We start from the raw sequence: 19,592 nt of genomic DNA, 5'->3' as shown, positions 1-19,592 counted from the left end.
TTTTGAATTTTAAATAATTACTTTAAATCATTAGATTGCCAACCTTGTTAAGTCTTAGGTAGTATTTAGCGACATGATGTACTCATTACCGTAACCATAAAATGAATAACAAGGGTGTGAGAAAATATGAAGGATAAGAGTAAGTTGAGTTTTTGTTTGGGGCGTTGTCGTATTGATCCTTCTGATAACTCAATTTCATTTCAAACGTCGGGCGATGAACTTCACCAAAACGAATTCGCTAAAGTCTCGCTTCAACCCAAGTTTATTGAAGTTCTTAGCTATCTTGCCCTTCGTTATCCTGATGTGGTTACCCGCGATGAGCTGATTGATAAAGTATGGGAGGGCAACGTCTACGTGGGAACTAAGGCGCTCACCAACGCGATTTGGCATTTACGGCAGCAATTATCCCCCTTCGCTCAGGAAAGCGGTGTGATTGAAACCGTGCGTAAAACCGGATATCGATTGTTATTGCCGCCTATTTACGACACCTTTGATGACGGTGAAGAGCAACGACAAACTACCGAGGCTAAATTGCTGCATACGACTCAGCGTATGCGCTTGATGGCGATGCTAATGGGAGCCGTTATTTTAGTCTCAGGCGTATTTATTAGTGTACATTTGTACCAAGATAAACAGAGGATGACGGATACTCAACTTACCGTGCTCACCCGAGACCCTGGGTCTGAACGTTACCCCCGACTATCTCACGATAGACGTTGGCTAATATATGGAGCGAGTCGACCTGGAGCCACCTCTAGCCTTTATCTTAAAGATTTTAAACGTGAAGATATTCCCGCTCGCCAGTTAACGCCTTCAACGTCCTCTGAGCTGCGCGCAGTTTGGAGCCTAGATGATACTGCATTATTTTTTGCATCCCGCAGTCATGCCACAGGAAAGTGCACCATCACTCAGCTGATTTTAGCGACCAATGAGATGTTGGCTTTAGCACCCTGTAGTTCGGATATGACAGCGATAGATATTTCACCCGACGGTCAATATCTTACTTATATCTCTGCCCATGAGTTAGATAAGATTGGCGGAATTTATCGTTTATCTCTTAAATCAAACGAAGCTACAGCAGAACGATTATCCTGCGATACCCCCTGTAACTATGAAGATCGGGATTTAGCGTACAGCCCCGATGGACGCTGGCTGGCGATAGCAAGGCGCTTTAGTAATATCTCGGAAGATATTTTTATTAGGGACTTAGCTAGTGCCCATGAAAAACGCCTCACACAAGGGTTAGAAGATATTCGTGGTTTAAGCTGGACACTCGACAGTCAGGCGTTAGTCTTCGCGACAGAAGATTCTGGCAGCCGCAATGGCTTTACCATTGATATTGACACTGCGCGTATTCGCCCACTTGATGTGGAAGGAATGAGTTATCCCAGTAGCGTGTCTGAAGAGGGAGAGCTGGTTTATCACCAATATCGTCGCCAATTCCAGATGGCCTATTTTTCCCTCGGCGATACTGTACCGGGGAGCTTGTTTCCGCTGCTGTATTCCAGCATCAGCCACCGTAATCCAGATTATTCTCCCGAGGCGAAACGGATAGTGTTTGTTTCTAGTGAGACGGGTTATAACGAGATTTGGACCTCAGATATCAATGGCCAAAAACTAGAACAACTTACTCAACTTAAGTCACGAGTCGCTTATCCACGCTGGTCACCCGATGGTTCTAAAATCGCATTTATTGCTCCAGATGATCGAAATGAAGGCAATCGAATTTTTATTTTAGATTTAGCCAATAAAAACATTACCGCGTTAGCCTCGAGTTATCACAACCATGGTCGTCCAAGCTGGAATTGGCAGGGGACTGCTGTGTTCGCCTCAACCTCTGATGGCATTACGGAGTTTTACTTAGACAATCGTGCACCTAGGGTGATTAGTTCATTGAGTATGGGGGTGGGGTTTGCAAAATCGGCCACCGAATTGGTCTTTAGCCGTGATGGTGAGAATGGACTGTGGCAGATTAATTTAGCGCATCCCGAGCACGTTGAGCAGTTAATATCAACCAAAGCGTTTCGCGCGGGTAATAACTGGGTGCTTACGGCAAGCGGGGTTTATTTTAAATCGAGTAATGGTAACGAGCAGTTATTGAATTATTGGGAGGCGAACAGTCAACAGGTGACACCACTCCTGAGGGTTCCACGTTCGAGCTTAAGCGGTTTTGGCTCCATGACGTATATTCCGGAGGCAAACCGCTTAGTGATGACGCTCGATGGATTCCCACAGCGTGATATCATCTTACTTAAACACAAGTTACTTAAATAACGTGCGTTCTGTGGATTACTTAGCGCTAAATCGTCCGCCGAGTACGGCTTCGCGGGAGGCGCCTGTTACTGCAGGGAGATTAGCGGGTAAACCTAAGTGATTGCGCATGGCGAGCCAGGCAAAGGCGATGCCTTCTGCCCACTTAGGATCGACGCCAAGGGCCGAGGTAGTATCCAGCTTATAACCTGGTAATAAGGCTGCAAGACGCTGCATCAGTTGACCATTAAATGCACCGCCGCCACAGACGAATAATTCTCCTTCATTGGATAGTTTTATAATGTCTTGGGCTATGCTGTGGCAGGTTAAATCCAATAAAGTTGATTGAATATCTTCTTCATCTAAATGATTAAAGGGTGATAATTGCTGCTCTAACCAAGCTTGGTTAAACAGTTCGCGACCGGTGCTTTTAGGGTAAGCAAGGGAGAAATACGGATGCGAAAGCAGCTGAGTTAATAAGCTTTGATCAGTTTTTCCGGATGCAGCCCATTCGCCATTTTTATCGAAGGGCTCACTTTTAACCTGTTGCATCCAGGCATCAATTAAGGTGTTGCCTGGCCCTGTATCAAAGCCTAAGACTTCTTCGCTATTGCCCGGCAGATAGGTGATATTGGCAATACCACCAATATTGAGGATGACACGTTTTTTACCGACTTGGGCAAAGGTTTGCTGGTGGAATGCGGGTACTAAGGGCGCGCCTTGCCCACCAAGGGCAATATCTTTGCGACGAAAATCGGCAATGACATCTATGCCTGTTTCGGTCGCAATAGTATTAGGATCGCCAATTTGTAAGGTAAAACCCACTTTGAGGTTTGGCATATGGCGCACAGTTTGACCATGGCTACCAATGGCGATGATATCTTCTTTCGCAATAGCACATTTAGCCATCAGATTATTGACTGCTAAGGCAAACAGCTGACCCACATTTCGATCTAAACGGCCGAGGCGATTAATTTCATCTGAGCTGGGTAAGCACAGGCGCTGTAGACCTTTGAGTAAATGGCTCGGAATAGCTTCGGTATGACTGGCGATAAGCTGCGGCTGTGCGCCTGAAAAGTCGACCAATACTGCATCGACACCGTCCATGCTGGTGCCTGACATAAGTCCAATATAATAAGCGTTTTTCATTGGGAGGAATCCATCCGTCGTTATTGCATTGCCAATTGCGTTTGCTTGTTTTGCGAAAGTGTAGTCATCAATTGCTTGCTAAGTGCATCGAATTGATTTTTTTCTTTTCTCGCAATTGATTCGGATTTCGGTAGCGTAATCGTTCTCGGGTTGCGGTGTACGCCATTGACGATAAATTCGTAATGTAAATGAGCCCCTGTGACACGGCCTGTTTTACCTAAAGTACCAATAATTTGTCCTTGCTTAACGTTGGCGCCTTTGCTGACATTACGTTTTGTGAGGTGTAGATATTTGGTGGTATAGGTATCGTTATGTTTGATAAACACATAGTTACCGTTGAATTGATTATAACCAGACTCAATAACGCGTCCACTACCCGCAGCTTTAATGGGCGTGCCAATGGCTGCGACATAGTCTACACCGCGATGGGCTTTGACTTGGCCTGTCACTGGGTGCAAACGTCTTGGGTTAAAGTTGGAGCTGACATACTTAAAATCGACCGGTGAGCGCAGGAAGGCTTTACGCATACTAGTGCCATTTTCGGAATAGTAGTTACCGTCGGTATAGCGAATGGCAGTATAGCGCTCATCTTGGTTAACAAATTCTGCAGCTAAGATATTGCCATTACGTAAAAATTCACCATCGGCATATTCTTGCTCGTAAATAATGGCGAAGCTGTCGCCTTCGCGTAAGTCTAAGGCAAAGTCGATATCCCAGCCGAATACGGTCGATAATTGTAATATCTGGTTGGCAGACATGCCCGCATCCACGGCGGCATTCCAGAAATTGCTCTTAATTTTGGCACTGGTGAAATGGTTGCGGATTTCCACATCCTTTTCGGAGATTTTTTCGTTGTATTGCTCTTGGCTTTTAGTGATGACTAGCGTGGAAATAGCATCGACCCGATAACGTACTTCAGTCAAATTACCGTTTGCATCCTTTGAAATCACAATTTCTTCGCCCGGCATTATCTTAAGTAAGTTTTGCTTGGCTAAAGGCAACTGAGTGATTTCATAAACGTCTTTGCTGGTTAAGCCAGCGCGGTCAAATACCGCGGCTAAAGTATCACCATTTTTGACGTTAAAATGCTCGACATCTCTGTGGAGAGCGCTTTCGTGGGATCCTGCGGCTTGATTATTAGCTCCACCTGCAGCGAGCGCATCGGGTGAGGATAACGGTTCAGCCGTTGTCGGAGCATTATCTGTTTGACCTTCTGGCAACTCAGGGCGTTCAGGCGAGCGAAAAGCTAAGGGCACATCATAACGGGTGTTGATTTGAGCTTGGTCATCAATGCTAGTGGTTTGTCTTGAAGCTTGCGCTTCTTCAGAAGGTAGAAGCATGGTTATCATTGTGATAACTGAAAGAATGCTAAGGAGAATTTGATGCTTTTTAGGCAACAATTTAAATAACGTTATAACCTTTCCCATTGACGCCGATACCAATAACCAGAGACTTAAATAATCCCGTTAGTGTACACACTTTCAATTGTGGTGGCTAACAAGTAACATAAGTCTCTTCATTTTATGATCATGGCCTTAGGAGTCCCTGCCGAGATGGCTGATTTAGACCAAGTATTAGCAGAAATTAGACGTGGTACCGATGAGATTTTACTCGAAGCGGATCTGCTGGAAAAACTCAAAGAAGGACGTCCACTCCGTATTAAGTTAGGCGCTGACCCTACCGCTCCGGATATCCATCTTGGACATACAGTAATCTTAAATAAATTAAGATTATTCCAAGAGTTAGGTCATGAAGTCATTTTTTTGATTGGTGACTTTACTGGTATGGTGGGGGACCCAAGTGGTAAAAATAGCACACGTCCGCCGCTCACCCGTGAACAAGTTTTAGCGAACGCAGAAACCTATAAAGAACAGGTTTACAAGATCCTCGATCCTGCTAAGACTCGTATCGAATTCAACTCTAGCTGGTTAGAGCCATTGGGCGCCGCTGGTATGATCCGTCTCGCGTCTAAGCAAACTGTGGCTCGTATGATGGAGCGCGATGACTTTAAGAAGCGATATGCTTCGGGTCAGTCGATTGCGATTCATGAGTTTATGTATCCTTTACTTCAGGGCTATGACTCAGTTGCGCTACAGGCCGATGTTGAGCTGGGTGGTACAGATCAAAAGTTCAACCTGTTAATGGGCCGTGAACTGCAAAAAGCCGAAGGCCAAAAGCCACAAGCTGTGATCATGATGCCGCTGCTTGAAGGTTTAGATGGCGTGAAGAAAATGTCTAAATCGGCGCATAACTATATTGGCGTGAGCGAACCTGCCAATGAAATGTTTGGCAAGCTGATGTCAATTTCGGACGACTTGATGTGGCGCTACTTTGAGCTGTTATCATTCCGCCCATTGGCTGAAATTGAACTGTTTAAGCAAGACGTGGCGAATGGGTCTAATCCACGTGATACTAAAATTGCCTTAGCTAAGGAAATTATCACACGTTTCCATGATGCAGCGTCTGCCGAAAGTGCGCATCAAGCCTTTGTCGATCGTTCTAAGGGCATGATCCCCGATGATATCGAAGAAATTGAGTTAGCTGCGGGTGAAGGTATTGCGATTGCCAATCTGTTGAAAGACGCTGACTTAGTGTCATCGACTTCAGAAGCGATGCGGATGATTAAGCAAGGCGCGGTGAAGATGGACGGCGAAAAGCTAGAAGATAGCCGTATGACTTTGTTCGCGGGTACTGTTGCTGTATTCCAAGTCGGTAAACGTAAGTTTGCCAAAGTGACTTTGGTATAGTGACGTTGGTTTAGTTAGGTTTACGCTACAGTAAGTTTAAACGAACAAAAAGAGCGCCTTAGGGCGCTCTTTGTTTTTGAATCTTTTCACAAAACAAGATTAAGGCGCTGTATTGGCCTCATGCTCGGCGATATTACATCTGTCGGTGCCAAAGTGTTGCCCACCACTGCATTTCCATGCCAATTGGGCCGAACTTACCTGCCAAAGTTTAGCGTTTTGTTTTAGTGAGATAATCAACAGCATCTGTGGATGCTGCTTGGAAAGCTCGCTCACTTGATAGGTTAAAATGCCGTCTTTATTGGTTTGAGTTCGCACTAAGGTAAATTTGTTGCCTGCATATTGGCTGCTGATTTTATTGGGATCTTCCGACCAAGGCTGATGTTGCGCCTGAGCGGTACGTAGTTGTTGATTAAAATGGCTTACTGGCTGAACAGCGTAGGAAACTATAATGGGCTGTAAGGCCTGTGCTTTGGGGGCCAGTATTAAGCCATTAAGGGCGAGTAGGGCTATCAATCCAAAAAACTTCATACAAACCTCATTGAAACGAAACGGCTCAGTCAATTTTTCAAAGGTGAAATACGCAGTGGTATTGACTCATTGTTAGTTTCGACTCGTTTTTAGGGATCAAGTTTCAAAGACGGATAAATTTTGTGACTACTGCATTGCTAATTGGTCTGACATGGTCTGGTAATCGATTAGGTCGACATGTTCCGTTACTCTGCGATTGAGCATGTCGATCTTAAGGCTTGTCACACCAGGTATCGCAACATCGATGATTTTCCCCGGTTTGCCAAATTGTTCACCTGGACCCTTGAAATGATAGTTACCTATCATCACTACTAAAGAGCCTGCGTTATACATATGTTCTATGTTGAAGTTGTACTCGAGCACGCCCTCGTGGGCGCGCTCAAGGAAGTCGATGATGAAGCGACCGCCAGTGTATTTACGGTTGGCTGTTTTGTCGAAGAAGACGCTTTCGCGGTTATAGAATTTTCGCAGTGTCTTATAGTCGTGTTCAGTCAGCGCATTCATATATTTTACGGCTAACTGCTGTTCTTGTGGCATTTCACCTGAGTTGGCTTGCGCCGCAGCAGGATTGAGGGCTGGAACAAAAATGAGGCACAAAATAAAACACAATATTCGCAAACTATTCCCTCTTGGTCTTGAGATCAAAGGCCGGTAATGAAAGATGCCACTTGATGGCACTTAAGCGGATTAACAGGGCACTGGCCATCGCCAGAAACAGCGCCATTTTTTCGCCCATACCGTAGGCTAAGCTCACGGTATAGCCGATACCACCTATGATCGAAGCTGTGGCATAGACTTCTGTGCGTAAGACCATAGGAACTTGTCTACACAGTAAGTCTCGAATAATGCCTCCTCCCACGCCAGTGATCAAGCCCATTACGACGGCAATCATCCCACTCAAGCCCATATTGAGGGCCTTTTCAGCACCTATCACGGTAAAGAGGGCCAATCCAAAGGCATCTGCGACGGGTAAAATATACTCGGGTACCTTACGAGGGCGACGGACTAATAGCAAACAGACGAGCACGGTCGCGAGGATCACTATGATGTAATTCGGGTCGCGGATCCAGAACACTGGCGTTGCACCAATTAAGGCATCACGAATACTGCCACCACCGACAGCGGTAACCGAGGCGAGCACGATAACGCCAAAGGGGTCCATTCTATGGCGTCCAGCGGCAAGTGCGCCGGATAATGCAAATACAGCGGTACCCCATAAATCAAAAAAGTAGATCCACTGGCTCATTTACTCATCTCTTTGATATGGATATTTAATGTGTCAACAGAGATGCGGATTTCAATCACAGATAAAATCAGTGAATAGAGCAAGAGCAGTAGGCTAGCGCCAAAAATCACTGAGCCGGTTTTATTAAAGCCGATATAGATAAAAATCATACACAGTACACATAGGGCAAAGCTTGACACGCCTGCTTCCTGCATTCGACGAATGATGGTAATACGCTGGCTCAGGTTCTTAATTTGATCTTTATGTACGGGTTTTTCACCATTGCTTAAATTTCGGATTAATGCGGCTAAGGCAAAAAAACGATTGGTATAAGCTAATAGTAACAATGAGATAGCAGGAAATAACAACGCAGGTGTTGTTAATGAAACATGCATGTTTTCGAGCAAGATGGTCAGCCTTTAACTTCACGTTGAGATAATGCGGCATCATATCACAGGCTTTGTAACCAACGTAAACTTGCCCATAACAAGGGCAGTATAATGATAAAGCTAAACCAGATAGCACAGGCACGTGAGGTCAGCTTAATTGCAGGCGTGATGTCATCACAGGTTGGCTGCGGACCGTAGCACAATTTATCCACATTGATACGCACGCCAGCAAACTTCTGTGGTCCACCGAGCTCGATTCTCAAAATACTGGCCACGAGATTCACACTGAGAACATAACCTCGAATAGCGTGATGATTTTTAGGGGCTCTAAAAAGTTTTGCAAACGCCTTAGGCCCGCCTTGAATGGCGAGCGACAGGCTCCACAACCAAGCCGGAATCGCCAGCAAGATAATGGATACACCATTCACAGTACTGCAGAAATGTTGATACTTTGGTTGAATGGGCGGCCAGCTCAATTCGAGTTGTTTGAGCATTCGCACAGCTAGCACTAGCGGTGCTCCAGCAATAGCGAAAAAGAAAATGGTCGATGCTGTGCCGTAAATAGGCGCTGTGGCGAGTTTTTCTATGGTGGCTTTGGCTAGGCCGATTTCCGACAAACTATCGGTATCGCGCACCACCCAAGGCTGTAAAAGCTTTTTTGCGCTGGCATTATCTCCACGTTTTAAGGCCTTAGCGATTTCATCGGCAACTTGGCTAAACCCTGCATCGGTTAAACACAGATAAAGCACCAAAAATTCGAAAAACCATGGAAAGGCAGCCAGTTCGAGCAAAAAGGTGATAATGGCCCAAAATGGAAACAGCAACAGCAACATAGCTAAAAAGCCTGCTGTGGCTTGTTGGCTTGGAGATCGTTCAGGGCGATTCACTTTGGCTGCGAGTTGCTTAGCTAAATGGCTAAACCAAATAAGCGGCTGCATTTCCCGTGGCAATGGCGCTAACCGCGCCAATAACAAAGCAAAAAAAAGTACCAAAAAGCCTTCAAACAAAGCGCCATCTATCTCGACAAGTTGTTGATAAAAAGAGGTGTGCATTCGGTACTATCCACTTAAGTGATTATTTTATTACGCTAGGATTCAGTTGCTCAAGCAGCAACATCACCATCAGAGCCGAGTGATAACCCGCTTTGACAATATAAGAGTCGAAATCCACTGGCGAGTCATTGTTGGCGTTATCCGATAAAGAGCGGATCACCACAAATGGCACTCCAAACTGATGACAAACTTGAGCGATTGCCGCACCTTCCATCTCACAGGCGGCCATAGTCGGGAAGTTTTTGAGCATGGCTTGGGTGCGAACAGGATCGCAAATAAAGCTGTCGCCAGTACAAATTAAACCTTCAATCGCTTTGACTTCACCCAGTTGAGCAATCGCTTTGTTGGCTGCTTTAACTAAATGTGCGGCAGGAATAAACGCAGCTGGTTGCTGCGCCATTTGGCCAATTTCATAACCAAAGGCGGTGACATCCACATCATGGTGACGCACTTCAGAAGAAATCACGATATCGCCAATGGCCAGCGAATCCACAAAACCACCGGCAGAACCAGTATTGATCACCGCATCCGGCGCATATTTTTCGATGAGTAGCGTGGTCGCAATACTTGCGGCGACTTTACCTATGCCTGAGCGAGTCACGACTACGTCTTTACCCGCGAGAGTACCAGCAATAAATTCAATACCAGCAATGGTTTGCGATGTCGCATTTGTCATGGCGGCGATCAGGTGAGCGACTTCTGGCTCCATTGCGCCAATAATTCCAATTTTCATGGGAGACCTTTTTGATTCAACACTTAAAGAGTGGGACACGGGAATGCTGGCTAATATACCACACAGTTTTATGCAGTCGTTATGGCGAGATTGGGATTGCTTGATAATCGCGGGGTAAAACGCGGGAGGGTTAACGGAAAAGTGCGCTCCTAAGATGCGCGCTTTATCTATCTATTTTATCCATCAACCGATTGCGATAAGCCACAAGCAAATGGCTGAACTCGTTTGCACGAGTCCAGCCATTGGAGTGCTTGTTAAAATGACAAGGGTAAAATATTTTTTACCTGTAAAACAAACACGTTGGCGCTTAATCTATAGCGCTTAGTCTAAGTAGTTAAGAATACCTTGGGCGGCATCGCGACCTTCGGCAATGGCTGTCACGACTAAGTCAGAACCACGCACCATATCACCACCGGCAAACACTTTCGGGTTTGTGGTTTGGAATGGGTTTTCGTCTAACTTGCTCGCTTTGACTCGGCCCCATTGATCGAGCTCGATACCGTGTTCGGCAAACCAAGGTGCTGGGCTAGGTTGGAAACCAAAGGCAATAATAATCGCATCGGCTTCGAGCAACTGTTCGCTACCGGCAATCGCTTCGGCCCGTTGACGACCACTTGCATCGGCCTTGCCCATGGCTGTTTCAACGCATTCAATGCCGATCACTTTGCCATCTTGGGTTTTAATCGCCACAGGTTGACGGTTAAACAGGAAGTTAACTCCTTCCTCCCGCGCATTTTGCACTTCGCGACGTGAGCCCGGCATGTTGGCCTCGTCCCGGCGGTAAGCACAGACTACGCTGCTGGCACCTTGTCTGACGGCTGTGCGCACACAATCCATCGCAGTATCACCACCGCCTAATACCACCACACGTTTACCTTCAAGGTTCAGATAGGGCGTTTCAGCATTCTGAGTGCCCATTAAATGATGGGTGTTACCAATCAAATAGGGCAGGGCTTGGTATACGCCTTGGGCATCTTCACCCTCAAGGCCTGCTTTCATCGCGGTATAGGTGCCCATACCGAGGAAGACGGCATCGTACTCTTCGAGCAGTTTAGTAAATGGGATGTCCTTACCTACAGTGACACCGAGTTTGAACTCAATGCCCATGCCTTCTAATACACTGCGACGGGTCGCCATAACGGCTTTGTCGAGTTTAAAAGACGGAATACCGTAGGTGAGTAGGCCACCAATTTGTGGATATTTATCAAAGACCACAGCTTTAACACCGTTGCGAGACAGAATATCCGCGCAGCCTAAACCTGCTGGACCCGCACCGACAATCGCCACTCGTTCAGGGCGTGGCGTGACCTTGCTCATATCGGGGCGCCAGCCTTGGGCGATCGCTGTGTCGGTAATGTATTTTTCGACATTACCGATAGTGACAGCGCCAAAGTCATCGTTCAGAGTACAAGCACCTTCACAGAGTCTGTCCTGTGGACAAACACGGCCGCAGATTTCGGGCAGAGTGTTGGTCTCATGCACTAAATCTGCCGCTTCCATGATGCGGCCTTGTTCCGCTAGCTTGAGCCAGTTAGGAATATAATTGTGTAGCGGGCACTTCCACTCACAATAAGGATTGCCGCAATCTAAACAGCGGTCCGCTTGCTCAGCTACTTGAGGCTGAGCAAAAGGCTGATAGATCTCAATAAACTGAGTCGCACGTTTAGCCGCAGGGTGTTTAGCGGGGTCTTTACGACCCACTTCAATAAATTGAAAATCGTTACTCATGCGCCATTACCCCGCTTTTACAACTAATTCTGGGCTCGATTTCTCTAATTTGAGCAGATCGGCCACGGCAATATTTTTAGGTTTTACTAATACGAAGCAATCTAACCAGTTACCAAAATCACTTAAGATCATCTTGGCATGTTCGCTGCCCGTTTCGGCCACGTGGGCTTCAATCAGACCTTTTAAATGTTGTTGATGGATCGGTGATTCGAGTTTTTGAGTATCGACAAGCTCAGTATTCACACGGCGATTGAAGCGGCCGAATTGATCGAACACATAGGCAAAACCACCTGTCATCCCAGCGCCGAAGTTCACCCCTGTTTTACCAAGGACAACCACAATGCCGCTGGTCATGTATTCGCAGCCGTTATCGCCAAGCCCTTCGACCACTGCAATCGCCCCAGAGTTACGGACTGCAAAACGCTCACCCGCTTGACCCGCGGCGAAGAACTTGCCGCCCGTCGCGCCGTAAAGACAGGTGTTACCGACAATGGCGCTACGCTCACTTTGGAACGGGCTGCCAATTGGCGGGTAGATGACGATTTGGCCGCCAGACATGCCTTTACCGACATAGTCGTTGGCATCGCCGCAGAGTTTTAACTCAAGGCCAGGGCTGTTCCACACGCCAAAGCTTTGGCCTGCACTGCCGTTAAAGCTCAGTTTGACAGGCGCTTTGGTGCCTTTCACGCCGAGCGTGCTCGCGATATAGCCTGACAAGGTCGCGCCAACGGAGCGGTCGGTGTTGTTGATGCTGTAAGCGGCATCGAAACACTCGCCCTTATCGACGGCGCTTTGGCACTCGTTTAATAAATGTTGGTTCAGCAGTCCTAAATCCGCCGGTGGATTGGTTTCTTGCCAAGTGCGTGAAGAGGTTGCAGGCACCTTGGGTTGATACAAAATCGGCGATAAGTCGAGCCCTTGTTGCTTAGCGGTTTGACCTTCGAGGGCATATAACCATTCGCTGCGACCGACTAAGTCTTCAAACTTGCTCACCCCTAAGGTCGCCATCCATTCACGTACTTCCTGTGCAACAAACTCAAAGTAAGTCATCACTCGCTCTGGCAGACCATGGTAATGGTTGTCACGCAGGTTTTTATCTTGAGTTGCTACGCCAGTCGCGCAGTTGTTCAAGTGGCAAATACGCAGGTATTTACAACCTAGGGCGATCATAGGCACAGTACCAAAACCAAAGCTTTCGGCGCCTAATAACGCGGCTTTAATCACATCGGTACCGGTTTTTAAGCCGCCATCGACTTGCAGGCGAATTTTATGGCGTAGACCGTTTTCCACTAGCGATTGATGCACTTCGGCTAACCCTAGCTCCCATGGACTGCCCGCATATTTCACTGAGGTAATTGGGCTAGCACCTGTGCCGCCGTCATACCCTGAAATCGTGATCATGTCCGCATAGGCTTTGGCCACACCAGTGGCGATCGTGCCGACACCGGGTTCTGATACGAGTTTCACTGAAATCAGTGCTTTAGTGTTGATTTGCTTCAAGTCGAAAATCAGCTGGGCTAAATCTTCGATAGAGTAAATATCGTGGTGCGGCGGCGGTGAAATCAAGGTCACACCAGGACGTGCATGACGCAGTCCGGCGATTTCAACACTCACTTTATGGCCGGGTAACTGACCACCTTCACCGGGTTTTGCCCCTTGGGCGACTTTAATCTGCAACACATCGGCATTAACTAGATAATGCGCCGTGACGCCAAAGCGTGCCGAGGCAATCTGTTTAATTGCTGAGTTGCGTTCAGTATTAAAGCGGCGTGCATCCTCACCACCTTCACCTGAGTTCGAGCGGCCACCTAAGCGGTTCATCGCGATAGCCAGTGCTTCATGGGCTTCAGGGCTCAAGGCGCCGATACTCATGGCGGCGCTGTCAAAACGTGAATATAGATTTGATGCCGCTTCTACATCGGCGACATCAATCGATGTTTGCGCGCCCTTAATACCGATTAAGTCACGCAGTGTGGCCACGGGACGATTGTCGACGAGTTCGGCGAATTTTTTATAGCTCGCGAAGTCTTTGTCAATCAATGACGCTTGCAAGGTGTTGACCACATCAGGGTTGAAGCAGTGATACTCGCCGCCCTCAACGTATTTCAGCAGGCCACCTTGCGGTAATGGCACATGGGCACGGTAGGCCGCTTTGTGCAGAATAGCTTGGTCTTGGGCGATGTCTGCAAAGCCTGCACCCTCGATGCGGCTAATTACGCCTTTAAAACACAGTTCGATCACTTCGCTGGCAATGCCTATGGCTTCAAATTGTTGGCTGCAACGATAGGAGCCGACAGTGCTGATGCCCATTTTGGACATGATCTTACGCAAGCCTTTTTCGATGCCGTAGCGGAAGTTCAACATCAATGCCGTGGTATCGGTTAAGTCATGGCGTTTTGCCAGTTCGGAAATTGACTCATACACTAAATACGGATAAATCGCCGTGGCACCAAAGCCAAGCAATACAGCAAAGTGATGCGGATCTCGCGCCGATGCGGTTTCAACAATAATGTTGGTGTCGCAGCGCAGGCTCTTATTCACCAGCATTTGTTGCACAGAACCGACCGCCATGGCCGCGGGGATCACTTGCGCCGTTTTACCTATGGCTCTATCCGAAAGGATCAACAAAGTCGTGCCGCTGCGGGCTAAACGCTCGGCTTCGGCTGTGATACGGCGAATGGCACTTTCTAAGCCTTCCTGTGGTTCGTAATTTAAATCGACAATATTGGCGCGATAGTAAGTGCTATCTAATCCCAGTAACTGGTTAAAATCACTGAATAATAAAATAGGTGAATTGAACATTACCCGGTAAGCATGCCCAGTCGTTTCATTGAAGAGGTTCTGTTCACGGCCAATACAAGTGGTCAACGACATGACGTGCTTTTCACGTAAGGGGTCGATAGGTGGATTCGTTACTTGAGCAAATTTCTGCCTAAAATAGTCATACAGTGAACGTGACTTTTTCGACAATACCGCCATAGGTGTGTCGTCGCCCATGGAGCCTGTGGCTTCTTCACCTTGCTTCGCCAATACCCAAATGACTTGTTCTAATTCCTCACGGGTATAGCCAAATTGTTTTTGGTATTGCAGCAATAGTTCAGGGCTTAACTCGCTGGCACCGTGCTGCTCTGAGGCTAAATCTTCCGCTGGCGTTAAAGTACGGCTGTTTTTCGCCATCCACTCTTTGTAAGGGTGGCGGCGTTTAAGATCGTTATCAATTTCAAAAGATTGGTACAGGCGGCCGTTCAAGGTATCTAATACCAGCAATTCGCCAGGCCCAACACGGCCTTTTTCAATCACTTCATCGGCGGCGTAATCCCAAATTCCGACTTCGGAAGCTAAGGTCAAAATACGATCTTTTGTGATCACATAACGTGATGGACGCAGACCGTTACGGTCTACGGCGCAGGCGGCATGGCGACCGTTGGTCATCACAATACCAGCCGGACCATCCCAAGGCTCCATGTGCATAGAGTTAAAGTCGTAGAAGGCTTTTAATTCGTCATCCATTTCTGGATTACTTTGCCAAGCAGGCGGGATCAATAGACGCATGGCACGGTATAAGTCCATGCCACCAGATAACAGCATTTCCAGCATGTTATCTAAAGATGAAGAGTCTGAGCCTGTTTCATTCACAAAGGGAGCGGCCTGCTGCAAATCTGGCAGTAGCGGCGAATTAAACTTATAGGCACGGGCGCGGGCCCATTGACGGTTACCCGTAATCGTATTGATTTCGCCGTTATGGGCTAAATATCTAAACGGCTGAGCTAATGGCCATTTAGGAGAAGTATTTGTTGAGAAACGCTGATGGAATAGGCAGATAGAGCTTTTTAAGCGAATGTCCGCGAGATCGGGATAAAACGCGGGCAAGTCTACAGGCATCATCAGACCTTTATAGACGATAACTTGGCCTGACAAACTCGCGACATAGAAGTCTTTGTCGTCGATGATCTGCTGCTCTAGGCGGCGACGCGCCATATAAAGGCGACGTTCCAAGTCTTTTTCACGCCAGCCAATGGGGGCGTTGATCAGCACTTGATAGATTTGTGGCAGGCTAGCCTTGCCAATTTCACCTAACACATCGGGATTGACAGGCACCTTGCGCCAGCCTGCAATACTTAAGGTTTCACGCTCGAGTTCGCGCTCAAGAATAAACTTGGCTTGGTCAGCCAGTTCATCATCTCGACTTAAAAACAGCATACCTACGGCAAATTTTCTGCTCAAATGCCAATCATTTTCCGCGGCAATCGCTTCAAAAAATTGCACGGGTAATTGCATTAATAAACCACAGCCGTCGCCAGTGCGACCGTCGGAGGCAATGCCCCCTCGGTGCTTCATGCGATCTAGACCATGGATTGCCGTGCGCACTATACGGTGGCTGGCTTCGCCATCCATCTGTGCTATCAACCCAAAACCACAATTGTCCCGCTCAAAACTGGGATGATATAAGCTCATACAAAAACCTCCCTAGACCTCAACTGATTACTACTCGGGGAGAAAATGTAAAGACTTTCTATAGATATGCACCCGAACCACCCAAATTAGCCTGAGATTCAATAAAGGTCAAACCAAAAATTTGCATAAAACATGGGTATTAATTCATGTTTCATACACAAATCACAATTGCCTTACGTTAACGTCAACAGTAAAATGTGCCGTATAACATTATGAATAAAAAGAATTTTAAAAACTATCAAACTCAATATTTACCAAGGTGTAACATGCTGGTGGGATTGTTTTTGATTTAGAAATAGTGATTTTTATTGCAAACACAGTAAATAGATAAAAAATTAAAATTGTTGAATTGTTATTCATTTTTGATGTGAGCAAGATCTCAGCGGTAAGCTGGCTAATTTGAGGATGCGCACATTTATGATAATAACGGTATGAGTCAGGCGGGAATTTGATGTAGCGCCAAGAAAACTCTCGCTACCTTATTTACACTAAGCTTTTTCTTCTATTTGTTCACGTATTTTCTTTTCTATTTGTGATTTTATCTTGGTTATTCTCAATGAAGCGATATGAAATTTGGTGGGTGCTCTGATGGGGCTTGATGCATATGTGAACACCTTTGGTGCCGTTTGTAAGGCGCGATATGGCACCCGACTGCGAAAACTCACTATAGATGCCAAGTTTACTTGCCCTAACCGTGACGGCACTTTAGGGCGCGGAGGTTGTACTTTCTGTAATGTGGCGTCATTTAGCCATCAAACCGCCGAACTATTGAGTATTACTGAGCAACTCGAACAGGGTAAGAGCCGCTATCGTGAGGCGAAGCCTCAGGCACAAGCCGATAAATTTATTGCTTATTTTCAAGCTTACACTAGCACTTATGATGAATATCAAGTGTTAATGGCTAAGTACGATGAAGCGGTTAAAGATGGCGAGATAGTCGGTTTATGTGTTGGAACTCGCCCCGATTGTGTGCCGAATAATGTACTGGATTTACTGGCGCGTTATCAGGCAAATGGTGTCGATGTGTGGTTAGAACTCGGGTTGCAAACAGCCAAAGATGAAACACTGCGTAGAATTAACCGTGGCCATGATTTCGCCTGTTATTGTGACACTGTGTCTAGGGCGAGAGCTCGCGGTCTTAAGGTGTGCACTCATCTCATTCTTGGTTTACCCGATGAAACCCATAGCGATTATATGGCGACTTTAGCTGCTGTATTGCAGCATGGCGTTGATGGCTTGAAGCTACATCCTTTGCATATCGTCGAAGGTAGCACTATGGCTAAGTCGTGGCGAAGTGGGCGCTTACCTTTATTGAGTCTTGAGGATTATGCCCACAGTGTCGGCGAGATGATCCGCCATACCCCCCTAGACGTGATTTTTCACCGTGTCACCGCTTATGCGAAAAAGCCTATGCTATTAGCACCCGATTGGTGTGCCTATCGTTGGGATGGATTGGTGGCGATTGTGGATAATTTGCAGCATTATGGTGGACAAGGGCACGCATTAGCGCAACGATAGAGGCAAGTTAGTGGGATAAATTTACTCCCTAAATGTTATGTCGTCGCTATTATTTCGTAAGCGTTTATTTACGACTATTAGTTTGTTTTTTGTTAATTTTAATCTGAATTAGACCATGAATATCGCTATAAGTTGCACTGACAATTTTAGTGGGTATCATGTGATAAATTCGTTTTAAGCATTGAACCACTTAAGGGAGGCCTTATGGCCACAGTTGAATTAGAAGCAATCCTAGATCTCAATACTCTCGAACAGTACTGCAGCGCCATTGGTGCCGGTACCTTACTCAAGAGTGTGGTGTTATTTGAGCAGTTAATGCCTGAATATGTTGGAAATCTAGTGAAAGCTAACGACGCAGCAGACAAAGATACCTTATGTTCAGAAGCACATAAATTTAAAGGTGCTGCAGGTTCTGTGGGGTTAAAACGTATTCAGCAGATCGCCCAGTTATTACAGCATGGCGAAGAAGCAAGATGGGATGCTGAACATGGCTCTTGGGTTGCTGACATCGTTGAACACGCGAGTGCAGATTTACAACAGTTAAAGTTATTCCTCCAAGCCAAAGCATAAAATATTACTTGCTAAGGTAAGTTAAGGCGCAGCGATAATGTCTATTGTTGCGCTCAATTGAGTGAATCTTGCATTGGTTTTACGATTAAGTTTATTGTTTTCGACATTTTCTTGTTAGCGCTTTTCCCATCTTATTTTGTTACTCCCACTTAAGTTTTACGGCGAACCGATTGAATATCGATTCGGGTCACAATCCTGATATCTTATGCCGCGTTATTGCTCATCACTTATGCTAAAGTAGATTTAATTTCTTAATTCATAACCTTCATGGCAATCGAGAAAATGAAAAGTTTACCTAGCTTAAAAAACTTATTCTATTTGGTGAATCTCCATCAAGAGCAGAATTTTAACCGCGCCGCTAAGGTGTGTTTCGTCAGTCAATCAACACTTTCAAGTGGGATCCAAAACCTAGAAGAGCAGTTAGGGCATCAGTTGATTGAGCGAGACCATAAGTCATTTATGTTTACCGCCATTGGTGAAGAAGTGGTGCAGCGCGCCCGTAAAATTCTCACTGATGTGGATGATTTGGTGGAATTAGTGAAAAATCAAGGTGAGCCGATGACGGGGGATATTCGCTTAGGCTGTATTCCAACCATAGCGCCTTTCCTATTGAGTCGTGTGATCCGCCAGTGTCAGCAATCTTATCCGGCGATGAGTTTATTATTGAAGGAAGATACCACTGAGCGTTTGTTAGATGCTTTGGGGAAAGGAGAGCTGGACTTATTAATCCTAGCGCTACCCGTTGATACTAGCGGTTACCACAGCATGAAAGTGGGCATAGATCCTTTCAAAATGGTGGCCCACAAAGATTTAGCGGGTGGCATACATCAACCTATTGATTATCAAACTCTGCCGGACGAGAGTATTTTTCTTCTGCAAAGTGAGCATTGCATCACAGGCCATGCTATTACTGCATGTCAGCTAGGTGATAGTGCGAAAGTCAATCCGTTTGCCGCCACCAGTTTGCATACTTTAGTGCAGATGGTGAACAGTAAACTGGGCACCACGTTTCTTCCGCAAATGGCCATTGACGCGGGTATTTTGAATGACACAGATTTAGTGGTGATGACGCCACCGGGTGAGGCACCTTACCGTGATATCGGCCTTGTCTGGCGTCAAACCACCAGTCGGATCTTAACTTTCCGCACTTTAGGTTTAATGATCCAAAAATTATTAGCTAAGGACGAGGAATAAACTGACTGTAACTGCAAAGCATTAATTCAAGCTAAAGCTTAAAGTCGATTACAA

At 46.4% G+C, this 19,592-nt stretch carries 15 protein-coding genes; 5 read left to right on the top strand and 10 right to left on the bottom strand.

The genetic code is table 11. The features are described 5' to 3' along the window. Positions 1-126: 126 nt before the first annotated feature. Complete coding sequence (locus tag L5L98_RS10400; protein WP_263140525.1) at positions 127-2,274, top strand: winged helix-turn-helix domain-containing protein; 2,148 nt, start codon at positions 127-129, stop codon at positions 2,272-2,274. A gap of 15 nt (positions 2,275-2,289) precedes the next feature. On the opposite strand, the gene L5L98_RS10395 is transcribed toward L5L98_RS10400, so the two are convergent. Beyond that, the gene (locus L5L98_RS10395) at positions 2,290-3,399 is read right to left on the bottom strand and encodes an anhydro-N-acetylmuramic acid kinase (RefSeq protein WP_263140522.1); all 1,110 of its coding nucleotides are present in this window, start codon (positions 3,397-3,399) and stop codon (positions 2,290-2,292) included. A gap of 20 nt (positions 3,400-3,419) precedes the next feature. After that, complete coding sequence (locus L5L98_RS10390) at positions 3,420-4,826, bottom strand: peptidoglycan DD-metalloendopeptidase family protein (RefSeq protein ID WP_263140521.1); 1,407 nt, start codon at positions 4,824-4,826, stop codon at positions 3,420-3,422. Between the two features lie 126 nt (positions 4,827-4,952). Here L5L98_RS10390 and tyrS point away from each other — a divergent pair, with 126 nt between their 5' ends. Continuing rightward, on the top strand, positions 4,953-6,146 hold the full coding sequence (gene tyrS, locus L5L98_RS10385; protein ID WP_212599974.1) for a tyrosine--tRNA ligase: 1,194 nt from the start codon (positions 4,953-4,955) through the stop codon (positions 6,144-6,146). 99 nt (positions 6,147-6,245) lie between these two features. Here tyrS and L5L98_RS10380 read toward each other — a convergent pair whose 3' ends face one another. The 8 genes from L5L98_RS10380 to gltB form a co-directional block, all read right to left on the bottom strand. Then, positions 6,246-6,674 carry a hypothetical protein gene (locus L5L98_RS10380; protein ID WP_028760848.1) on the bottom strand — a complete coding sequence of 143 codons (429 nt, stop codon included), beginning with the start codon at positions 6,672-6,674 and terminating at the stop codon, positions 6,246-6,248. Positions 6,675-6,800: 126 nt separating this feature from the next. Continuing rightward, a complete protein-coding gene (locus tag L5L98_RS10375; protein WP_028760847.1) occupies positions 6,801-7,292 on the bottom strand; it encodes a nuclear transport factor 2 family protein in 492 nt (163 codons plus the stop codon). A 1-nt stretch (position 7,293) separates the two neighbouring features. Then, positions 7,294-7,920 carry a trimeric intracellular cation channel family protein gene (locus L5L98_RS10370; protein ID WP_105249873.1) on the bottom strand — a complete coding sequence of 209 codons (627 nt, stop codon included), beginning with the start codon at positions 7,918-7,920 and terminating at the stop codon, positions 7,294-7,296. After that, on the bottom strand, positions 7,917-8,294 hold the full coding sequence (locus L5L98_RS10365) for a DUF2721 domain-containing protein (RefSeq protein ID WP_263140582.1): 378 nt from the start codon (positions 8,292-8,294) through the stop codon (positions 7,917-7,919). Before L5L98_RS10365 ends, L5L98_RS10370 begins: the two co-directional genes overlap by 4 nt. 56 nt (positions 8,295-8,350) lie before the next feature. After that, complete coding sequence (locus tag L5L98_RS10360) at positions 8,351-9,340, bottom strand: cobalamin biosynthesis protein (protein ID WP_263140518.1); 990 nt, start codon at positions 9,338-9,340, stop codon at positions 8,351-8,353. 22 nt (positions 9,341-9,362) lie between these two features. Next, complete coding sequence (locus tag L5L98_RS10355) at positions 9,363-10,073, bottom strand: 5'-methylthioadenosine/adenosylhomocysteine nucleosidase (protein WP_263140516.1); 711 nt, start codon at positions 10,071-10,073, stop codon at positions 9,363-9,365. A gap of 321 nt (positions 10,074-10,394) precedes the next feature. Beyond that, a complete protein-coding gene (locus L5L98_RS10350) occupies positions 10,395-11,801 on the bottom strand; it encodes an FAD-dependent oxidoreductase (RefSeq protein ID WP_263140514.1) in 1,407 nt (468 codons plus the stop codon). Between the two features lie 6 nt (positions 11,802-11,807). Next, on the bottom strand, positions 11,808-16,256 hold the full coding sequence (gene gltB / locus L5L98_RS10345; RefSeq protein WP_263140511.1) for a glutamate synthase large subunit: 4,449 nt from the start codon (positions 16,254-16,256) through the stop codon (positions 11,808-11,810). 588 nt (positions 16,257-16,844) lie between these two features. Between gltB and L5L98_RS10340 the strand changes: the two genes are divergently transcribed. The 3 genes from L5L98_RS10340 (at position 16,845) to oxyR (ending at position 19,538) form a co-directional block, all read left to right on the top strand. Next, on the top strand, positions 16,845-17,774 hold the full coding sequence (locus tag L5L98_RS10340; protein WP_173246136.1) for a TIGR01212 family radical SAM protein: 930 nt from the start codon (positions 16,845-16,847) through the stop codon (positions 17,772-17,774). A gap of 204 nt (positions 17,775-17,978) precedes the next feature. Then, a complete protein-coding gene (locus L5L98_RS10335; protein ID WP_028760840.1) occupies positions 17,979-18,344 on the top strand; it encodes an Hpt domain-containing protein in 366 nt (121 codons plus the stop codon). A 282-nt stretch (positions 18,345-18,626) separates the two neighbouring features. Then, positions 18,627-19,538 (top strand): hydrogen peroxide-inducible genes transcriptional activator OxyR, encoded by a 912-nt coding sequence (gene oxyR / locus L5L98_RS10330; RefSeq protein WP_028760839.1) that lies wholly within the window; start codon positions 18,627-18,629, stop codon positions 19,536-19,538. Positions 19,539-19,592: the final 54 nt, after the last annotated feature.

The sequence above is a fragment of the Shewanella sp. SM23 genome (assembly GCF_025654295.1).
Classification (GTDB): domain Bacteria; phylum Pseudomonadota; class Gammaproteobacteria; order Enterobacterales; family Shewanellaceae; genus Shewanella; species Shewanella oncorhynchi.
Note: the sequence above shows the minus strand (reverse complement) of the source record. Positions and strands in the feature narration are given on the sequence as shown.

Excerpts from the sequence above, each read along its gene's own strand:
- L5L98_RS10400 (WP_263140525.1), top strand. The coding sequence starts at position 127 with ATGAAGGATAAGAGTAAGTTGAGTTTTTGTTTGGGGCGTTGTCGTATT.
- L5L98_RS10395 (WP_263140522.1), bottom strand. The coding sequence starts at position 3,399 with ATGAAAAACGCTTATTATATTGGACTTATGTCAGGCACCAGCATGGAC.
- L5L98_RS10390 (WP_263140521.1), bottom strand. The coding sequence starts at position 4,826 with ATGGGAAAGGTTATAACGTTATTTAAATTGTTGCCTAAAAAGCATCAA.
- tyrS (WP_212599974.1), top strand. The coding sequence starts at position 4,953 with ATGGCTGATTTAGACCAAGTATTAGCAGAAATTAGACGTGGTACCGAT.
- L5L98_RS10380 (WP_028760848.1), bottom strand. The coding sequence starts at position 6,674 with ATGAAGTTTTTTGGATTGATAGCCCTACTCGCCCTTAATGGCTTAATA.
- L5L98_RS10370 (WP_105249873.1), bottom strand. The coding sequence starts at position 7,920 with ATGAGCCAGTGGATCTACTTTTTTGATTTATGGGGTACCGCTGTATTT.
- L5L98_RS10365 (WP_263140582.1), bottom strand. The coding sequence starts at position 8,294 with ATGCATGTTTCATTAACAACACCTGCGTTGTTATTTCCTGCTATCTCA.
- L5L98_RS10360 (WP_263140518.1), bottom strand. The coding sequence starts at position 9,340 with ATGCACACCTCTTTTTATCAACAACTTGTCGAGATAGATGGCGCTTTG.
- L5L98_RS10355 (WP_263140516.1), bottom strand. The coding sequence starts at position 10,073 with ATGAAAATTGGAATTATTGGCGCAATGGAGCCAGAAGTCGCTCACCTG.
- L5L98_RS10350 (WP_263140514.1), bottom strand. The coding sequence starts at position 11,801 with ATGAGTAACGATTTTCAATTTATTGAAGTGGGTCGTAAAGACCCCGCT.
- gltB (WP_263140511.1), bottom strand. The coding sequence starts at position 16,256 with ATGAGCTTATATCATCCCAGTTTTGAGCGGGACAATTGTGGTTTTGGG.
- L5L98_RS10340 (WP_173246136.1), top strand. The coding sequence starts at position 16,845 with ATGGGGCTTGATGCATATGTGAACACCTTTGGTGCCGTTTGTAAGGCG.
- L5L98_RS10335 (WP_028760840.1), top strand. The coding sequence starts at position 17,979 with ATGGCCACAGTTGAATTAGAAGCAATCCTAGATCTCAATACTCTCGAA.
- oxyR (WP_028760839.1), top strand. The coding sequence starts at position 18,627 with ATGAAAAGTTTACCTAGCTTAAAAAACTTATTCTATTTGGTGAATCTC.